The sequence below is a fragment of the Ktedonobacter sp. SOSP1-52 genome, assembly GCF_016587395.1.
Genome location: NZ_BNJH01000002.1, coordinates 354,196 through 370,878 on the forward strand (window position 1 = coordinate 354,196; position 16,683 = coordinate 370,878).

Sequence of the window (16,683 nt, forward strand, 5' to 3'; positions counted from 1 at the left end):
ATCTTCTACGAAATACGCGCTACAAGAGACCTCTTCCTCGGGGCCAGCATTCACGTAGCGAATTCTACCACATTCTTCTAAATTATTGGTAGGTTGCTTAGGGTTATTGTTTAGCCTTCCGATGGCTGGCGAAGCCAATCCTTCATCATACTCAACAATAACCCTAAATACGCACTTTACATGCATATATAATCTTAAAGGCTTATGCAAATACAAAACTATTTATAGCGTGCTACAATACAATTTATATAAGAATGTTCGTTTTCTTCTTTCAATTTCCGCACTCAAGAGATGGAGATGTCACACGATGAGACCACTGCCAGCACGCCTCATGGGCAAACTCATGTCACTCTCCGCGTTGCTCTGCGCCCTGCTCGCCCTGAGCCTGGTGCCGGGCACAGCTAGCATCTATGGCGCCACGAGCGGCCCCGGTATACCTCGGATGAACACGGCTCCGCTCGCACCCAAGCGCCAGTTGCGTGCCGCCTGGCTCGCCACCGTCCAAAACATTGATTGGCCTTCGAAGCCTGGATTGCCCGTCGACACACAAAAACAGGAGTATACGGCCCACCTGGATGAAATGCAGCAGATGAACCTGAACGCCATCGTCGTCCAGGTGCGGCCCACGGCTGACGCCTTCTATCCATCACGCTATGCCCCGTGGTCGGCCTACCTGACGGGTACACAGGGACAGGATCCTGGCTATGATCCCCTGGCCTTTATGGTCAACGAAACGCATAAGCGGGGAATGGAGTTTCACGCCTGGTTTAATCCCTACCGGGTCAGCATGCAAGGTGATATTAACCAGCTCGTCGCTAATCACCCGGCACGCCTGAATCCCGACTGGGTCGTGAGCTATGGAGGAAAACTCTATTATAATCCCGGGGTACCTGCGGCACGCCAATACGTTGAGGATAGTATTCTCGAAGTCGTGCGCAACTACGACATCGATGCAATCCACCTGGATGACTACTTCTACCCTTACAAGGTTGGCAATCAGGACTTCCCCGATGACGCCGCCTATCAGCGCTATGGCAGCGGAAGCTTTGCTAAAAAGGATGACTGGCGGCGAGCCAACATCAATCTCCTCGTCTACGAACTCTCCACGCGCATCAAGCAGATTAAGTCCTTTGTCAAATTTGGCATCAGTCCTTTTGGCGTCTGGCGCAACAAAGTTGCCGATCCCACCGGCTCGGATACCGCTGCCACGCAGACCAGCTATGATGATCTGTACGCCGATGCTCGCGCCTGGATCAGAAACAACTGGCTCGACTATATCGCCCCACAGATCTACTGGAGTATTGGCTTCACGCCTGCCGCCTATGACAAGCTCGTCGCTTGGTGGGCCAACGAAGTCAGCCGGAGCCGCGTCCAACTCTATATCGGGCAGGGAGTTTACAAGATCGGTACCAGTGAGACAACAGATTGGCAATCTCCCGATGAGATGCCCAATCAGCTAGCGCTCAACCTGCAATATCCCCAGATCCAAGGTAGCATCTTCTTTAGCCTGTCCAGCTTGCACGCCAATCCGTTGGGATTCAAAGATCGTCTGAGTAGCACCATCTATCACACTCCGGCGCTGGTCCCCACCATGTCCTGGCTCCCGCGCACAAATCCGCGATCTCTCACATTACAACCGCTGGAACAAAGCGCGCAGGGGATCACCCTGCACTGGAGCGACGCGCCTTATAACGGCACAATAGCATATGTGATCTATCGCTTCAGCAGCAATGGCACGACCCAGGCAACCGACTTCAACACTGGCACCAACATCCTGACGATTCTCCCCAAGCTCCAGAACAATTATCAGCACGCCTTCATGGATACCAGCATCCAGGCAGGAGGAAACTACACCTACTACATTACCCCCGTTGATCGCCTGCACAACGAAGGCACGCCCGTTCGTTGGCAACCCGTAACACAGCGTTAAGGCGTCAAGCATCGTAAAAATAGTTTTTGCCAGCTTGAGCCGGAAAAACTATTTTTACGATGCTTCTTTATCCCTTGAGTGCTCCCATACGGACGCCCTCCAGGAAGTAGCGCTGGAAGATCAGGAAGAAGATAATCATGGGGAGGGCCGCCAGGGCCGCACCCGCGAAGATGATGCCATAGTCTGTGGTGAACTCGCCTTGCAGGCCAGCCACGCCAACTGGCAAGGTATAGGCGGAGCTATCATTGAGCACGATCAGCGGCCAGAGGAAGTCATTCCAGTGGCGCACAAAGGTGAAGATAGCCAGCGCGCCAATGGCAGGCCTGGAGAGCGGCAGGATAACATGCCAGAAGACGCCCGGCTCCCCACAGCCATCGATGCGCGCCGCATCCATCAACTCTGAGGGCAGCGTCTGAATATACTGGCGCATCAGAAAGATGCCGAAGACGCTGGCAAAGCCAGGAAGAATCACCGCCCAGAGCGTGTTGAGCAGGTGCAGGTTACGTGTCACGAGATACATTGGTACCAGTGTCACATACGTTGGCACCATCATGGTCGCAATAACAATCCAGAAGAGTACATTGCGCCCCGGAAAACGCTTCTTGGCAAAGGCATAGCCCGCCAGTGTATCAAAGAAAATGTGGAAGAGTGTGACACATAGCGCAACAGCGATACTATTGCGCGCCCAGATCCAGTAATCGCTCGCCTGGTTCAATAGACGCTGGAAATTCGAGAAGTCTGCATGCAATGGCACAACATCAGGCGGCGTTTTCAAGACAAAGGTGGTCGGCGTTAGGGCGGTCACGAAGAGCCAGTACATGGGCCAGAGCGAGATACAGGTCGTGATTGCCAGAACCAGCCAGGCAAGCCCCTTCGATGGGTGCCAGAGACGAATACGCGCAGCCTGTGGACGCGAAGAAACCGATTTGCTTGCCATTATCAATACTCCACATCAGATCTGAGAAAGCGGAATTGGACCAGCGCGACCGCCGCGATCATCAAGAAGAGGACAAAGGCCTGCGCCGAGGCCAGGCCATAGCGAAACTGCTGGAAGCCGTTCTGGTAAATCTGCGTCACGATGACCTGCGCACTATCGCCGACGCCAGCGGGAACCATCACAAAGACCTTCTCAAAGACCTCAAAGCTGGCAATGGTATAGAGCACCACCAGGTACAGGGTAGTAGGCCTGATCAGCGGCAGGGTAATATGCCACCAGCGGCGCAGGGGACCCGCGCCATCCAGCATGGCGGCCTCATAGTACTCCGTGGGAATACTCCCCATCGCCGCATTAAAGAGCACCACACCCGTTGCCGGTACGGTCAAGACGGTTGAGAGCGTAATGCTATTGAGCACAATATTGGGATCTGACAGCCAGCGCACAGCGGCAAGGTGGAACGCGCCCAGGATATAGTTGAGGAATCCGTACTCACTGTTATAGATCCAGCGCCAGGTGATGGCGATAATGACTACGCTGGTAACGGCGGGTAGATAAAACGCCGAGAGAAAGAAGGTGCGCCAGGGCTTGCTACGCCCCTGAATGAGGCTGGATAGGATCAGCGCAATCAGAATATTAGCAGTGACTGTGATCACAGTATAGTAAAGTGTATTCTTGATCGCCTGGCCAAAGACGCCACCCTCCGTCGTAAAGGCGTGCACATAATTGCTCAAGCCCGCCCACTTGCCATTCCAGATGAAGGTATAATCATAGCTTTGAAAGGAGATAAGCAGTGCCCAGAGCACGGGCGCGAGCGTAAAGACAGCAAAAACGAGCATACTGGGGAGGATAAAGGCATATCCCCACCCATATGCTTTGAAGAAGCGCCTCAGGCTGGCAACGACGCCACGTTGCCGCTGACCAGTCTGCTTTTCAAGTGCGATATGTGACATAGGTCTCTTCCTAATATTGACGCTATAGCGAGTGATGTGCCTGAAGCCGTGCGCCTGCGGCGCTGGCTTCAGTTGATGGTATGGTGCAGGTGGACGGCCAATGGCTGTCCACCTGCACCATACCATCAACTTGTAAAGTGTTTAGCCGTTGAGCAGTGAATTGACCTCGCTGGCGGGATTGTTGAGCGCGTCTTTGGCTGAGACCTTGCCCAGGACCGCCTTCTGAATCTGATCGTGCAGGATCGTGCGAATCTGCGGCCACTGCGCGATGATCGGGGTAATATAGGTATAAGGCACAAACGGCTTGAACAGAGCGATAGGATCGCTCACGTCGACCGATTTACGCGCGCCAGGCGCCAGGTAGTAGCCAGTAATATCGTGACCCACCTGCGAGCTTGTCAGGTAGCGCGCCAGGTCCATGGCGGCCTTAAGCTTATTATCATCCTGCAGGTTCGTCACCGAGATCAGGCCAATGCCTCCGGTCGTGAGTGGTTTGCCGCTCATGCCAATGGGCATCGACTTGACTGTAAAGTTCATCCCCAGGGCTTTATAGGTCGCGGAGGAACCACTGGGCTCACTATACATCGCGTAGTTCTTCTTCTGGCTAAAGCCAGTGACCATGTCAGTGGTGGTTTGCGTACCAAAGTCAGGAGGCGTGACCTTATACTTCAGCGCCAGGTCCATCAGCTTTTGCAGACCACTCACGCCTTCAGGGGTATTAAAGGTATACTGTTTGTTATCTTTGCTCAGCGGATAGGCCCCATCACCCATAATAAAGGGCCAGGTATTGACGACGCCGGCGTCAATGACGCCGCTATAGCCATATACCTGCTGGCCATTGGAGCGTTTGAAGGTGAGGCGTTTGGCGATATCCACAAACTCCTCATAGGTCCAATCATCCTTGGGAACATCGACGCCTCGCTCTTTAAAAATATCCAGGTTGAGATACATGCCCACAGGCGGCACCCAGAGCGGCCAGGAGTAGCGTTTACCGTCGGTCGAGACCGCGTCAAGAAGATTAGAGGCGATATCGCTCTTATCGTCCGCCGTGAGAAAGTCATCGATTGGCGCGACCGACCCCGCACGCACCAGGGTTGGCAGGACATCGGATGGCAGGCGAAATACATCCACGGTACTGCCCCCCTGCACCGCTTGTGTTAGCTTAGTGAAGCCACTCTGATCACCCGTATAACCTGTAATCGTCACCCCCTTCAGGTTCTTGTGAGCCTTTTTATAGGCGGCGACCGCGGCATCGGTCAGTTTACCCGTCTGGTTACCACCATTGGGCGAATAGCCAAGCACCCAATAGCGTAAGGAAACGTCACTTGTTTGATTCCCCGAACCCGAATCCCCCCCACACGCGGCGAGCAGTGCGCTCAGCACACTGGCACTTACAGCAACTTTGCTGCCCTCAACAAGCAATTGACGACGCGTAATCGAGCTACTCATCCTTTTACTCCTCATCTTATCAGGCCCAGGCAGCCGTATTCATGAGAGATGATGTGCAGGTACACGAACCGGCAGGTTGAGCCTTACACTATAGGCCAACACCTAGCGCTCTGCATGTCACATGCGTTAACCTTTAACAAACCCTTTCCCTCCAGGTAGGCGCTCCAACGAGCCTCCACGCAACTCGCACGCGATGTGCACAGGCAGCAGCGCCCGCGTTCTCCAGTATCAGTTATGTTCGATAGACAAACATGCTCACCTCATGCGTAAAAAATAACAGGTGGTAGGCGAAGCTATTGAAGGGTGCAGAGACAGGAGGAGAAGATACTAAGAGAGATCGCCTGGCAAAGGGAGAGAGAGAATTTGTGCGCATATATAAATATATATACAACATGATCACTTGCAAAAAGTGAGGCTTCTTCTTACTCACAACGCCAGGAGTGCGAAAGAACATTTGCAATTGGGAAAGTGCATGGGTTTATTTTAACATTAATAATACAGCGTATGCAATATGGACCTGAACTTAAGTAGAAGTGTTACCTGGCAGGTCACTCTCAATGAGGTGCCAATAAGCGGCAAAGGTAGAGTACACAAGCATAGACCACTATTTTCTTCCTATACGGGAGAACAGAGCAGCATATACCATCATTCCTATGCTACAATAGCAACTGCAGGTGATTATATGAAGTAGGCATGGAGCAATGGCACGCATCGATTATTACAATGATCCTCAAGCCCCCAGACCCAATAGCCTGGTGCCCGCGGCATCAGCGATTATCTGTGATCAGCAGGGCCGCATTTTACTCCATCGGCGCAGCGATAATAATCTCTGGGCACTGCCCGGCGGCGCAATGGAGCCAGGCGAGTCTATTGGCAAGACAGTAGTACGCGAGGTACGGGAAGAGACGGGCTTACATGTCCAACCAGAGCGGATTGTGGGTATCTACTCAGATCCGCGCCACATCATTGCCTTTAGCGATGGGGAGGTCAGACAACAGTTCTCGGTCTGCTTTGCCTGTATGCTCCTTGGTGGCAAGTTACGCGTCAGCGCGGAGTCATTCGAGGTCGCGTTCTTCTTCCCCTGCGAGATAGAGTATCTGAGCATGCATCCCTCTATTCGCCTGCGCATCCATCACTTTCTTGAGCAACGCACACAACCCTACTTCTCCTAGCGTCGGTTGGCAAACAGGGACGCAAGCAAGCCCGTCGCGCTCCCCCAGACCAGGTGAGCGGCGATCATCATCAGGTTACGCCGTCCGGGTTCGCGGTAGGCTGACTCTACCAGTCCCAGCGCGGGCAGGAGTCCAAGGTAGCTTGCGGTCCAGACAAGCAGGCCAAAGCTGCCTCCCTTCGCCAGTGACGGTCCGGACATATAGCGCTCGACAGGTCTATAGAACAGGCCCATAGCAGTTCCATAGCCGAAATGAGATACAAGCGTCGCCAGCAAGATCTGGCGCTTGCTGAGCCGCCAATGGAGGTGCGCTCGCCGCGCCAGGTCTTGTATGATAATCTCGGGTGGCAGATCGTAGCGCTGCCCATGCGGCAAGAAGCGTTGTGTAAGCAGCATAAACAGCGTCATGGGCGCGGTCGCTACACACCCGGCAACGGCATCCTTGATCCACAATGGATACTCCTGGGCATCGGCCTCACGCGCACGTGTAGACATAGCATCTCTCCTTCTTGAACGGCTCCATCCTTCTGCGAGCCCTTTTCCTTTCACACGTTAGAGCGCGCGAATTCGTGGCTAACTCGTTTATTATGCTTGCTTGACGCTGCGCATTTCTAGATGCTACACTCAGGGGCAAGTTATCCAAACAGGACCTCTTATTTTTGCCTGCATAAAGGATGCTGCCATGTCTACACACAAAGAAGTATTTTTGACTACAGCACAAACGGGCTCTGCATCATCCGTCTCTTCCCATCCTCCAGAGCAGCTTGATGCGCGCTATGAGTATTACCGCGAGATCTTTAAAGCGCGGAGAAAGCCCTTCGCCTTTGTGGATCTTGACCTCTTACAGCAGAACGTCGAGCGCATCGCCGCCCAGGCGGGAGGGAAGCATATTCGCCTGGCATCAAAGTCTATCCGCAGCACCACTATCCTGCGCCATATCCTGGAGGCCAATGCATGCTTTCAGGGCATTATGTGCTTTACCGCGCGTGAGGCGGCCTTCCTGGCGGAACAGGGCTTCGATGACCTGCTGCTGGGCTATCCCACCTGGAACGAGGAGGATCTCGCCGAGATTGCCCGCGTCAATGCTCAGGGGAAACGCGCCGTTTTGATGGTCGATAGCCTGGAGCAGATCGCGCAGGCGGAGCGCGTCGCGCAGCAATTCGCCGTACGCCTGCCGCTCTGCCTGGATATTGATATGTCTCTCCCCTGCCGGGGCTGCACTTCGGCGTCTGGCGCTCACCCCTGCGCACCGTCGCGGATGTGCGTCCACTGGTTGAGCATATCCAGGGCTCAGAGCATGTCTTGCTCGATGGCATCATGGGCTACGAGGCACAGATCGCGGGAGTAGGCGACGCCTTCGCAGGTCAGCGCGCAAAAAATACCCTCGTCCGCCTGCTCAAACGGCGCTCGCTCCCAGACATTGCACGCAGGCGAGCAGAGATCGTGCGCTACATTCAAGAGGAGGCGGGACTTCCACTACGCGTCGTCAATGGCGGCGGGACCGGGAGTGTACACACTACCCGCACAGAGACAGCAGTCACCGAAATAACGGTTGGCTCAGGCTTCTACTCCCCCACCCTCTTTGATAACTACCAGGCGTTTCGCTATCAGCCCGCGCTTGGCTACGCCATCGAGATTGTCCGCCGACCTCAGCCCCAGATCTATACCTGCCAGGGAGGGGGCTACACGGCCTCCGGCGCGGTCGGACTCGATAAACAACCTCAGCCCTATCTGCCCGAGGGAGCCAGGCTGGACCCCATGGAGGGCGCGGGCGAGGTACAGACACCTGTTCACTATAAGGGAGCGCTCGCCCTTCACCCAGGAGACCCCATCTTTATGCGCCACGCTAAGGCGGGAGAGGTCTGCGAACGCTTTACGCACCTGCTGCTGGTGCAGTCCGGCACCATCATCGACGAGGTAACCACCTATCGCGGCGACGGCAAATGCTTTTTATAAACGAGTTGTAAGAGGGAATAGATATGAGCCAGAAGAGTTTGATGGCCCCACCCAGCACGGGAAGCGCGCGTAACTGGCGCAACTGGTCGGGTTCGGTTGCCTGCACCCCCCAGAACTTCGCGCGCCCAAGCACGATAGAGGAGCTGCGTAAGCTTGTCCTCCAGGCAGGCACAGCAGGTGGACAGGTGCGCGTCGTCGGTGCGGGGCACTCCTTCACGCCCCTCGTACAGACTAATGATACGCTTATTTCGTTGGACAACTGGCAGGGGATCGAGCATGTCGAGAAAGTGGACGAGCAACAGGACATAGTCACTGTACGTGCAGGCACCAAGCTAAGCACGCTGGGCAAATTGCTACACGAACATGGTTTAGCTCAGGAGAACCTGGGTGATATCGACGTGCAAAGCATTGCAGGCGCCATCAGCACGGGTACGCACGGTACTGGTATTCAGTTTGGCACCATCGCGACGCAGGTCGTTGGCCTGACCCTGCTGACCGCGCAGGGAGAAGAGCTAGAATGCTCACCTGAAGAGCGCCCTGATATTTTTAAGGCCGCGCAGGTTTCGCTGGGCAGCCTGGGCATTCTCACACACGTCAAATTGCGCACCGTTCCCAGCAAGCGCCTGCACTACCGCAGTCATCGTGAATCTCTTGAAAGCTGCCTGGAGCACCTGGAGAGCTACAAACAGGAGAATAGCCACTTCGAATTTTACTGGCTCCCACATACAAAGTGGGTTCAGACCAAGTTTGCCAATGAAACGGAGGCCGCGCCCAACGCTGGAAGTCTCTGGAGCACGATTAACCAGGTTGCGCTGGAGAATGGCCTCTACTGGCTGCTCTCGGAGGCCTGTCGCCTCTTCCCTCGTCTGACACCTACTATTAGCCGCATCTCCGCTATGGGTATCTCCCCCGTAGACGAAGTTGACTACAGTCATTTGATCTTTGCCACCCCGCGCTGGGTGCGCTTCCAGGAGATGGAATACAACATTCCCGCCGAGCACTTCACCACCGTCCTCACCGAGGTCCGGCGTTGCATCGAGAAGCACAACTTTGAGGTCCATTTCCCCATCGAATGCCGCTTTGTGCAGGGCGATGATATCTGGCTCAGCCCAGCCTACCAGCGTGATTCCGCCTATATCGCCGTGCATATGTATCGGGGGATGCGCTACAAAGACTATTTCCAGGCCGTCGAGGAAATTTACCAGCACTACCAGGGGCGCCCCCATTGGGGCAAGATGCACACCCTCACAGCGGAGCAGCTAGCGAGCCTCTACCCTCGCTGGGAGGACTTCAAACGTATCCGGGCGCAGCTTGATCCCCAGGGACTCTTCCTCAACGACTACCTACGTGTCCTGTTTGGCGTGCTACCGGCATCCGTTTAAGAGCGGAGGGATGTACTGAAAGGTCATGCATGATCTTTCAGTACATCCCTCCGCGCCCCTCTCCCCGCACGCCCCATTGTGCTTTCACGCTCAATGAGCCGGAAAGGGATATACACACGCTCTGGTGGTACATCACGTGTACCCTCGATACGCCCCAGCAGGAAATCGACCGCCGTCTCACCAATCAGTTTCTTATCGGGCGAGATGGTCGTCAGCGCTGGAAAGGCATAGCGCCCCTCCTCGATATCATCAAAGCCGATGACCGCGACATCCTCGGGCACGCGCAACCCCATGTCATAGAGGGCACGTAGGGCTCCCAGCGCCATCAAGTCATTGAAGCAAAAAATGGCATCCACAGCTACGTCGTCAGCGAACAGACGGCGTATAGCGCTATAGCCACTCTCGCGATCATAAAAGGCTTCGGTTGTGGTAATCAGTTGCCTATCAGAGGCGATGCCCGCCTCCTGTAAGGCTTGCAGGTAGCCACGCAGGCGTAGTTTGGACGTTTCCGTCTGGTCGGGGATATCGATGCGCAGACCAATAGCGGCAATACGCCTGTAACCCAGGCGCAAGAGGTGGCAGGTGGCTTCATAAGCCGCGGCAACGTTATCAATCGCCACGTGATCATGGGGGACATCGAGGAAGCGCTCGCCCAGCAGCACCACAGGCGTCTCAACCAGGCCAGGTTGCAGATCCTCCTGCTCAAGCGCCAGGGGACTTAAGATCACCCCATCTAAGAGCTGCGGGCGCCATCCATTGATGACCATCCGCTCATTGGCGCGTTCCCCCCCAGTCGTATCCACCAGGACGGTATACGCCTGGCGCCCCGCAGCCAAGATAATAGTATTGCTGACCTCTGCAAAATAGGGGTTTAAGAGTTCAGGGATAGCCAGGCCAATCACACCCACACGTCCCTTGCGCAGATAGCGTGCCGAGAGGTTGGGCTGGTAGTTTAGCTCCTTGAGCGCCTCTTCAACCCGCTCGCGCTTCTCATCAGTGACATACACCCGCCCATGAATCACATTGGAAACCGTTTTTATAGAAACTCCAGCGCGTAATGCGACATCTTTGAGCGTCGTTGGCACGTGTTTCTTATTCCTTTTCCCAGAACTCCATGAAATACAACGTCAAACAACTATACCATGAAAAATTTATGATCGTCAATGCAAACGTCAAAATATATTGACAATGGTAAATTTTATATGGTACAGTTCTTTACAACGTTGTAATCGCGATTACAACGTTGTAAAAAGTGGAGTTACAAGAAATCTGACAGGCGAATTCACGGATCAACGTAGATTTTTAGCGGTGCCGAGGTACCAACGCTGGTGACAGTCTCTTCTTCCGGCCTTTTATTGTTGCTCATATGCAATTACAACGTCAATCACCTGCTTATATCCTCGATCCTATTCACGCAGATTCAACTGGGAGTGTAAGTTACAGAGAGGCCTGCCATGCTTGTAACCGTGTGGCGCTGACACAGCTTTTTCAGAGGAGTATCACACAAAGGAAGGATCACTCAATGGTCTCTGAGCAGCGTACATTTACGACGGGTTCTGAACCGGAACAGGCGTCGCGCATTAGCCGTCGAGGCTTCCTCGGGCGCGCGGCCGCTCTCGGTCTGGGAACCACGGCCCTGGCTGGAATTCTCAGCTCTTGTGGCACAACCGCCTTTAGCGCGGGCAAAACACACATTACCTACTGGCACCTCCTGGGTGGCGGTGACGGCGAGCGCATGCTTGAGATGGTGCAACAGTTCCAGCATAACCACCCCGAGGTTGACCTGGAAGCGGTCACCCTCTCCTGGGGAACCCCCTACTACACCAAGCTTGCGATGGCGGCGGCGGGCGGACGCCCACCCGATGTGGGTATTCTGCATATGTCGCGCCTACCAATGTATGCGGGAAGCGGCCTGCTTGAGCCGTTCGATACCTCCGCCCTCTCCACCAACGGCATCACACAGGATAATTTCGTGGACCCCGTCTGGCAGAAGGCGCATTACAACGGCAAACTGTACGCCGTTCCTCTTGATACCCACCCGCTGGTGATGTACTACAGCACGGACGTCTGCCAGAAGGCGGGGCTACTTGACAGCAACGGCAAGCTCCTGGAATTCAAGGGCGAGGACGACGTTCTCAATGCCTTTAGTGAAGCCAAAAAAGCCTCAGGCGGCCTGGGCCTCGCCATGGGTGTGGGTGATCCCTCCACCTGCTGGCGCGTCTTCTGCGCCCTTTATGCTCAGCTCAATGGGCAGTATTTCTCAGCAGATGGCACGCAACTGACCTTTGAAGATGACAAGGCAGAGCAGGTCCTGGCCTATATCTCGAAGCTCGCCAAAGAGGTAGGCAGCACCAATATCGATTACCCGGGAGCTGTCGCGCTCTTCAGCGGCGGGAAGGCAGGCTTCCACTGGAATGGTGAGTGGGAGGTCACGACCTTCCAGACGCAGAAGATGAAATTCGACATGACACTCTTCCCTAATGTCTTTGGTAGCCAGCAGACCTGGGCCGACTCGCACTCTCTCGTCCTGCCACGCCAGGGGACGGTTGATCCAGAACGGCGCGCAATGAGCATTAAATTTGTCAGCGAGCTTCTCAAGAGTAGCTATATCTGGGCACAGGGTGGACACATTCCGACGTATCTGCCCGTAGCCACCAGCAGCGAATATAAACAGCTCGTACCTCAGTCGCACTACGCGGCCGAAGCCTCAAACGTGGTGTACGATCCCCCGGTCTGGTTTGCTGGAGCGGCCTCTGAGCTGGAAAACCAGGCGGGCGCGGCGTTCCAGTCGGTCATCACGCAGCAGAAGACGCCCAAACAGGGCATTCAGCAGTTCCGCGCAGCCATGCTCAAGCAGTTGCAAACGCCCAAACCGTTTTAAGGACGCTCTACAGCACAGAGAGGATTCGTCATGTCAGAAATTTTGCTTGAACAACAGCCTGCCGAGCGTCTTCAGAAGGCGCAGCAGGCCAGAAGGCAGGCTCGCTGGCGCAATGAACTAACCGGCTTTGCTTTTGTCCTTCCATTCCTGCTGGCTTACGCCATCTTTCTCATCTGGCCCGTCATTCTCGGCTTCCGCATGAGCTTCTTTAACTGGAGCCTGGCGGGCACGGGCACCGATGTGTTCATGGGCTTGAGCAACTATGCTGAGGCCCTGGGCGACGCCAACTTCTGGGGTGCCCTGGGAAACACCTTCCTCTTTACCATCATTAGCACTCCTATCCTGGTGGTACTGAGCCTGGGCCTGGCTTTGCTGGCGAATATGGCCATCCCGGCGCGCTGGCTCTTCCGCCTGGCCTTCTTTGCTCCATATATCCTGCCGGTCTCGGTGGTGGTCCTGATCTGGAACTGGCTCTACCAGCCTGGCTTTGGCCTGCTCAATAGCATGATCACGGCCTTTGGATTCAAAGAGGTCGCCTGGCTGAGTGACCCCAATGTGGCGATGCTCTCGGTCGTGATTGTGACGGTCTGGTGGACGCTTGGTTTTAACTTCCTGCTCTACCTGGCGGGTCTACAACAGATTCCCCAGGAGATCTATGAAGCGGCCTCAATTGATGGCGCAAACTCCAGCTCGAAGCTTTTTAGCATTACCGTTCCACTCCTGAAGAATACGACGGTTACCGTGATTATCCTCCAGGCCATTGGCTCGCTCCAGCTCTACGCGCAGGCAGCCCTGCTCACGGGTGGCGGTCCAAACTTTATGACCCGCCCCATGCTGGAATACATCTACGATTCGGCCTTCACCTCCTTCCGCGTTGGATTCGCATCGGCGATGTCGTATCTCTTCTTTATCGTTGTACTCGTCGTAACAGCCATCCAGTTTGTCGTACTGTATCGTAGGGAGGCAAAAGGTAATGAGTAGTCTGGTATCCAACCTGTCGACTCGGGGGCAGGCAGAACCCAGGAAACGTTTCTCGCTTTCGCGCACGCTCGCGCTTGTCTTGCTGACGATCATGGCACTGCTGTGGATCATTCCCCTGCTCTGGGCGGTCGATACCTCGCTGAAACCAGAGGCAGAGACCACTACAGTGCCTGTAAGCTGGCTGGCCTCGCACTTCACAGGCGACGCCTACCACAACGTCTTCAGTACAGCGGATATCTTCCGCTGGTACTTTAATAGCGCGTTAACGGCGTTGATCGCCACGGTACTGGTCATTATCCTGGCGAGCCTGGCCGCGTTTGGTCTCTCGCGCATTCGTTTTCGCGCCCGGGGTCCCCTCTTCTGGATCATTCTCGCTGGCTTGATGGTCCCCGGTCAGATCCTGATTGTGCCCCTCTTCACCGAGATGCAGCAGATGAATCTCGTCAACACCTACTGGGGCATTATCCTGCCACAGATTGCCTCTCCCCTGGCGGTATTCATCTTCAAGCAGTTCTTTGATAACATCCCACAGGAACTGGAGGAGGCCGCTATCGTTGACGGAGCCAGTCGCTTCCGCGTCTACTGGCAGATCTGGATGCCTCTGGCGCGCACCGCGATCTCGGCGGTGGCGATCATTACCTTTATCGGTATCTGGAACAACTTCCTCTGGCCCTTCATCGTCGCCACTGGTGTTGACATGATGACGCTGCCAGTCGGCCTGGCGACGGTCCAGACCTCCTATGGCGTCCGCTACGCGCAGATCATGGCCTCGGCGGTCGCGGGCGGCCTACCAGTCCTAATCGTCTTCCTGTTCTTCCAGCGCCAGATTATTCAGGGCGTGGCTGGAACAGGCCTCAAAGGCTAAACGCCCGCTCTCGCACCTGCGGCGCTCAAGGGTAAAAGGGATAGGCGCGTGGTACTGGCAAATGCCAGTACCACGCGCCTATCCCTTTTATGTGTATATTGTGAAAAATTTAACGCAAAATGCGTATTATATCTAGCACAACATGCAAACCTCCCAGGAACAAAACACGCGCCTCTGACGTCTCTTAGAAGAGAATTAAAGCTAGACACATCATCTCTATACTGGCTGTCTTGAGACCGCCACACAATGCATACCATTGTCCGCACGTACGGTTGTTGTATTTTTATGTCTAAAAAAGGAGCCGCAATTATGAAGGGCCGGGGAAACCAGCTACGAGGCCTGCTCTGCCTATTACTGACCATCTTCCTTGTAGGCTGTGGAGGTGCGAGCGCCAGCAATACTGGTAGCAGCAGCACAGCTAGTTACAATGCTAGTACGTCCAAATCAGTTAGCTCTAACAACGCGAGTGGATCGTCTAACTCCAGTGGGTCCTCCCCATCCAATGCGCCGACAAACTACACGCCACAGTACCTGATTAAGCAACTAAACGTCACCATGGAGGCCAAAGACACAAACAGTACCGCCAATGATCTACAAAACTGGATCACGAGCACTGATACACGTGCCTCCTCTTCGGGTATGCAATACCAACTAAACGGAGATACGTATACGATTACCATTACCTTCTCCGTGCAGGCCAGCGACTATACCCAGATTCAGCGCTACCTGGTAGATTATCCTGCCAAGCACAACGGGCGCCTGCTTAGCCTGAATGAGTCGGTGCAGAACGCCACCAATGACTACATTGATACGCAGTCACGCCTCAAGAATCTGCGCGTCGAGCAGCAGCGCCTACAGGATTTGATGAAGAATGCCCAATCAATGTCGGATGTCTTGAGCATTAATTCGCAGTTGTCGGATGTCGAGGGGCAGATCGAACAGGCAGAAGGACACCTCAATGCTCTGAGCGACCAGACCACCTTCTATCCCATTTCGATCACGATTCAACCTCCAGGAGATGGCTCCGCTACGCCTACGGCCTCCAGCGGCAATAGTTGGAACGCCGGTCAGATCGCACACGATGCCTTCCAGGCCTCGCTCCACTTCTTCCAATTCCTGGTCTCGATCCTCATCTGGCTGCTGGCCTTCAGCATCTATATTATCCCGACCCTGATCCTCATCTGGCTCTACAGGCGCTGGCGCAGAGGGAGACAGGTGACGAACTACAGACCACAAAGACTCTCTACGCCACCACCAGCAGCGACAGTACACACGCAGCAACCTGTACCAGAGACAGTACACCCTAAAGAGGAAGAACCAGTTGCGCATGTGGATGCTGGCGAACAGGCGGAAGAAGAAGAAGCTCAGCCTGTAGTCAACGAAGAGGAGCTACCAATCAGCTAGCCTCCGGGCAAGAAAAAGTAGCCGCGTACGCCAGTAGCGGGTCCGCTGCTGGCGTACGCGGCTACTTTTTCAGACCTCTTCACCTAAATCTCGACAGCTGCCAGGCCGTGTGCCCCGAGGATGGAGGAGATTTCTCTGACTCTCATTGCTCCAGGGTATCTAGCATCGTACGGATGAAGCCGACGCTTACTGAGAGCCAGTCGAAGGAGCGTGTCCAGGCGACCCATTCCTGCTGTGTCGGCCAGCCGGGTCGGTAACGCGCGACCATGTCGCGGGGCATGATGATCGCCCACTTGCTGCCCTCGCCCAGGGAACCTGGTGTGATCCTGACATTAAGGTTGAAGACAGTCTCTTTAGGGAGGTGCTGCTTCCAATCTGGCATGCTTTTGAGCAAGGGGTCCTGGCGCCAGGCGCTAAAGAGCGCGGGCTGGGGCTCCTCGCTCCCCTCGGCGGGTCGCAGGGTCACAACCTGTCCAACAACCACCGAACGCTCCCACTCAGGGAAGCGCAGCCAGACCGAGTAGCGATACTCATCCAGGCCCATAGCAGAGATGAAGGGAGTATATCCATCACGCGCAAGGCGACGCTGGGTATCGCTCTGCCAGAGCGCCACCATCGCATCGAGACGTTTTTTCTTTTCCTGTTCGCTCGCTCCGGCAAGCGAGCCACTATTCGCGGGGTATGGTGTTGAAGCTGCCATCATCGTATCCTCTTTTGCGTTGTAGGGTCCAAGCTCGCTTGGACTCGCCCGGCCCGCAGGCCGATACCTGTATGTGG

The 16,683-nt window shown here is 55.0% G+C and carries 15 protein-coding genes; 9 read left to right on the top strand and 6 right to left on the bottom strand.

Annotated features, from left to right (window positions below):
- The first annotated feature begins 307 nt into the window (after window positions 1-307).
- A complete protein-coding gene (locus JMJ16_RS17225) occupies window positions 308-1,930 on the top strand; it encodes a glycoside hydrolase family 10 protein (protein ID WP_201383451.1) in 1,623 nt (540 codons plus the stop codon).
- A gap of 67 nt (window positions 1,931-1,997) precedes the next feature.
- Here the strand turns inward: JMJ16_RS17225 and JMJ16_RS17230 are convergent, their stop codons facing one another.
- From JMJ16_RS17230 to JMJ16_RS17240, 3 genes are all read right to left on the bottom strand, one after another.
- Window positions 1,998-2,867 carry a carbohydrate ABC transporter permease gene (locus tag JMJ16_RS17230; protein WP_201383452.1) on the bottom strand — a complete coding sequence of 290 codons (870 nt, stop codon included), beginning with the start codon at window positions 2,865-2,867 and terminating at the stop codon, window positions 1,998-2,000.
- Between the two features lie 2 nt (window positions 2,868-2,869).
- The gene (locus JMJ16_RS17235; protein ID WP_201383453.1) at window positions 2,870-3,817 is read right to left on the bottom strand and encodes a carbohydrate ABC transporter permease; all 948 of its coding nucleotides are present in this window, start codon (window positions 3,815-3,817) and stop codon (window positions 2,870-2,872) included.
- A 141-nt stretch (window positions 3,818-3,958) separates the two neighbouring features.
- Entirely contained in the window at window positions 3,959-5,266 is a 1,308-nt protein-coding gene (locus JMJ16_RS17240) for an extracellular solute-binding protein (protein WP_201383454.1), read from the bottom strand.
- Between the two features lie 701 nt (window positions 5,267-5,967).
- Here JMJ16_RS17240 and JMJ16_RS17245 point away from each other — a divergent pair.
- Window positions 5,968-6,438: an NUDIX domain-containing protein gene (locus JMJ16_RS17245; RefSeq protein ID WP_201376408.1), complete on the top strand. Its 471-nt coding sequence runs from the start codon at window positions 5,968-5,970 to the stop codon at window positions 6,436-6,438.
- Here JMJ16_RS17245 and JMJ16_RS17250 read toward each other — a convergent pair.
- A complete protein-coding gene (locus tag JMJ16_RS17250) occupies window positions 6,435-6,932 on the bottom strand; it encodes a DUF6789 family protein (protein WP_201383456.1) in 498 nt (165 codons plus the stop codon). The genes JMJ16_RS17245 and JMJ16_RS17250 overlap by 4 nt on opposite strands.
- Before the next feature lie 187 nt (window positions 6,933-7,119).
- Here JMJ16_RS17250 and JMJ16_RS17255 point away from each other — a divergent pair, with 187 nt between their 5' ends.
- The 3 genes from JMJ16_RS17255 to JMJ16_RS17265 are packed head-to-tail and all read left to right on the top strand — an operon-like array spanning window position 7,120 to window position 9,775.
- Entirely contained in the window at window positions 7,120-7,785 is a 666-nt protein-coding gene (locus tag JMJ16_RS17255; RefSeq protein WP_201383458.1) for an alanine racemase, read from the top strand.
- Complete coding sequence (locus JMJ16_RS17260; RefSeq protein ID WP_201383460.1) at window positions 7,698-8,393, top strand: hypothetical protein; 696 nt, start codon at window positions 7,698-7,700, stop codon at window positions 8,391-8,393. Before JMJ16_RS17255 ends, JMJ16_RS17260 begins: the two co-directional genes overlap by 88 nt.
- 23 nt (window positions 8,394-8,416) lie before the next feature.
- Window positions 8,417-9,775: a D-arabinono-1,4-lactone oxidase gene (locus tag JMJ16_RS17265; RefSeq protein WP_201383462.1), complete on the top strand. Its 1,359-nt coding sequence runs from the start codon at window positions 8,417-8,419 to the stop codon at window positions 9,773-9,775.
- A 23-nt stretch (window positions 9,776-9,798) separates the two neighbouring features.
- Here the strand turns inward: JMJ16_RS17265 and JMJ16_RS17270 are convergent, their stop codons facing one another.
- Window positions 9,799-10,860, bottom strand: a complete 1,062-nt coding sequence (locus JMJ16_RS17270) for a LacI family DNA-binding transcriptional regulator (RefSeq protein WP_201383464.1) — start codon at window positions 10,858-10,860, stop codon at window positions 9,799-9,801.
- Window positions 10,861-11,297: 437 nt separating this feature from the next.
- On the opposite strand from JMJ16_RS17270, the gene JMJ16_RS17275 reads away from it, so the two are divergent.
- From JMJ16_RS17275 to JMJ16_RS17290, 4 genes are all read left to right on the top strand, one after another.
- Complete coding sequence (locus JMJ16_RS17275; RefSeq protein WP_201383466.1) at window positions 11,298-12,656, top strand: extracellular solute-binding protein; 1,359 nt, start codon at window positions 11,298-11,300, stop codon at window positions 12,654-12,656.
- 30 nt (window positions 12,657-12,686) lie between these two features.
- Complete coding sequence (locus tag JMJ16_RS17280) at window positions 12,687-13,637, top strand: carbohydrate ABC transporter permease (protein ID WP_201383468.1); 951 nt, start codon at window positions 12,687-12,689, stop codon at window positions 13,635-13,637.
- Window positions 13,630-14,502 carry a carbohydrate ABC transporter permease gene (locus JMJ16_RS17285; protein WP_201383470.1) on the top strand — a complete coding sequence of 291 codons (873 nt, stop codon included), beginning with the start codon at window positions 13,630-13,632 and terminating at the stop codon, window positions 14,500-14,502. The genes JMJ16_RS17280 and JMJ16_RS17285 overlap by 8 nt, the downstream gene beginning before the upstream one ends.
- 309 nt (window positions 14,503-14,811) lie before the next feature.
- Complete coding sequence (locus JMJ16_RS17290) at window positions 14,812-15,906, top strand: DUF4349 domain-containing protein (RefSeq protein WP_201383472.1); 1,095 nt, start codon at window positions 14,812-14,814, stop codon at window positions 15,904-15,906.
- Window positions 15,907-16,048: 142 nt separating this feature from the next.
- Here the strand turns inward: JMJ16_RS17290 and JMJ16_RS17295 are convergent, their stop codons facing one another.
- Window positions 16,049-16,609, bottom strand: coding sequence for a hypothetical protein (locus tag JMJ16_RS17295; RefSeq protein WP_201383474.1), 561 nt, complete (start codon window positions 16,607-16,609; stop codon window positions 16,049-16,051).
- Window positions 16,610-16,683: the final 74 nt, after the last annotated feature.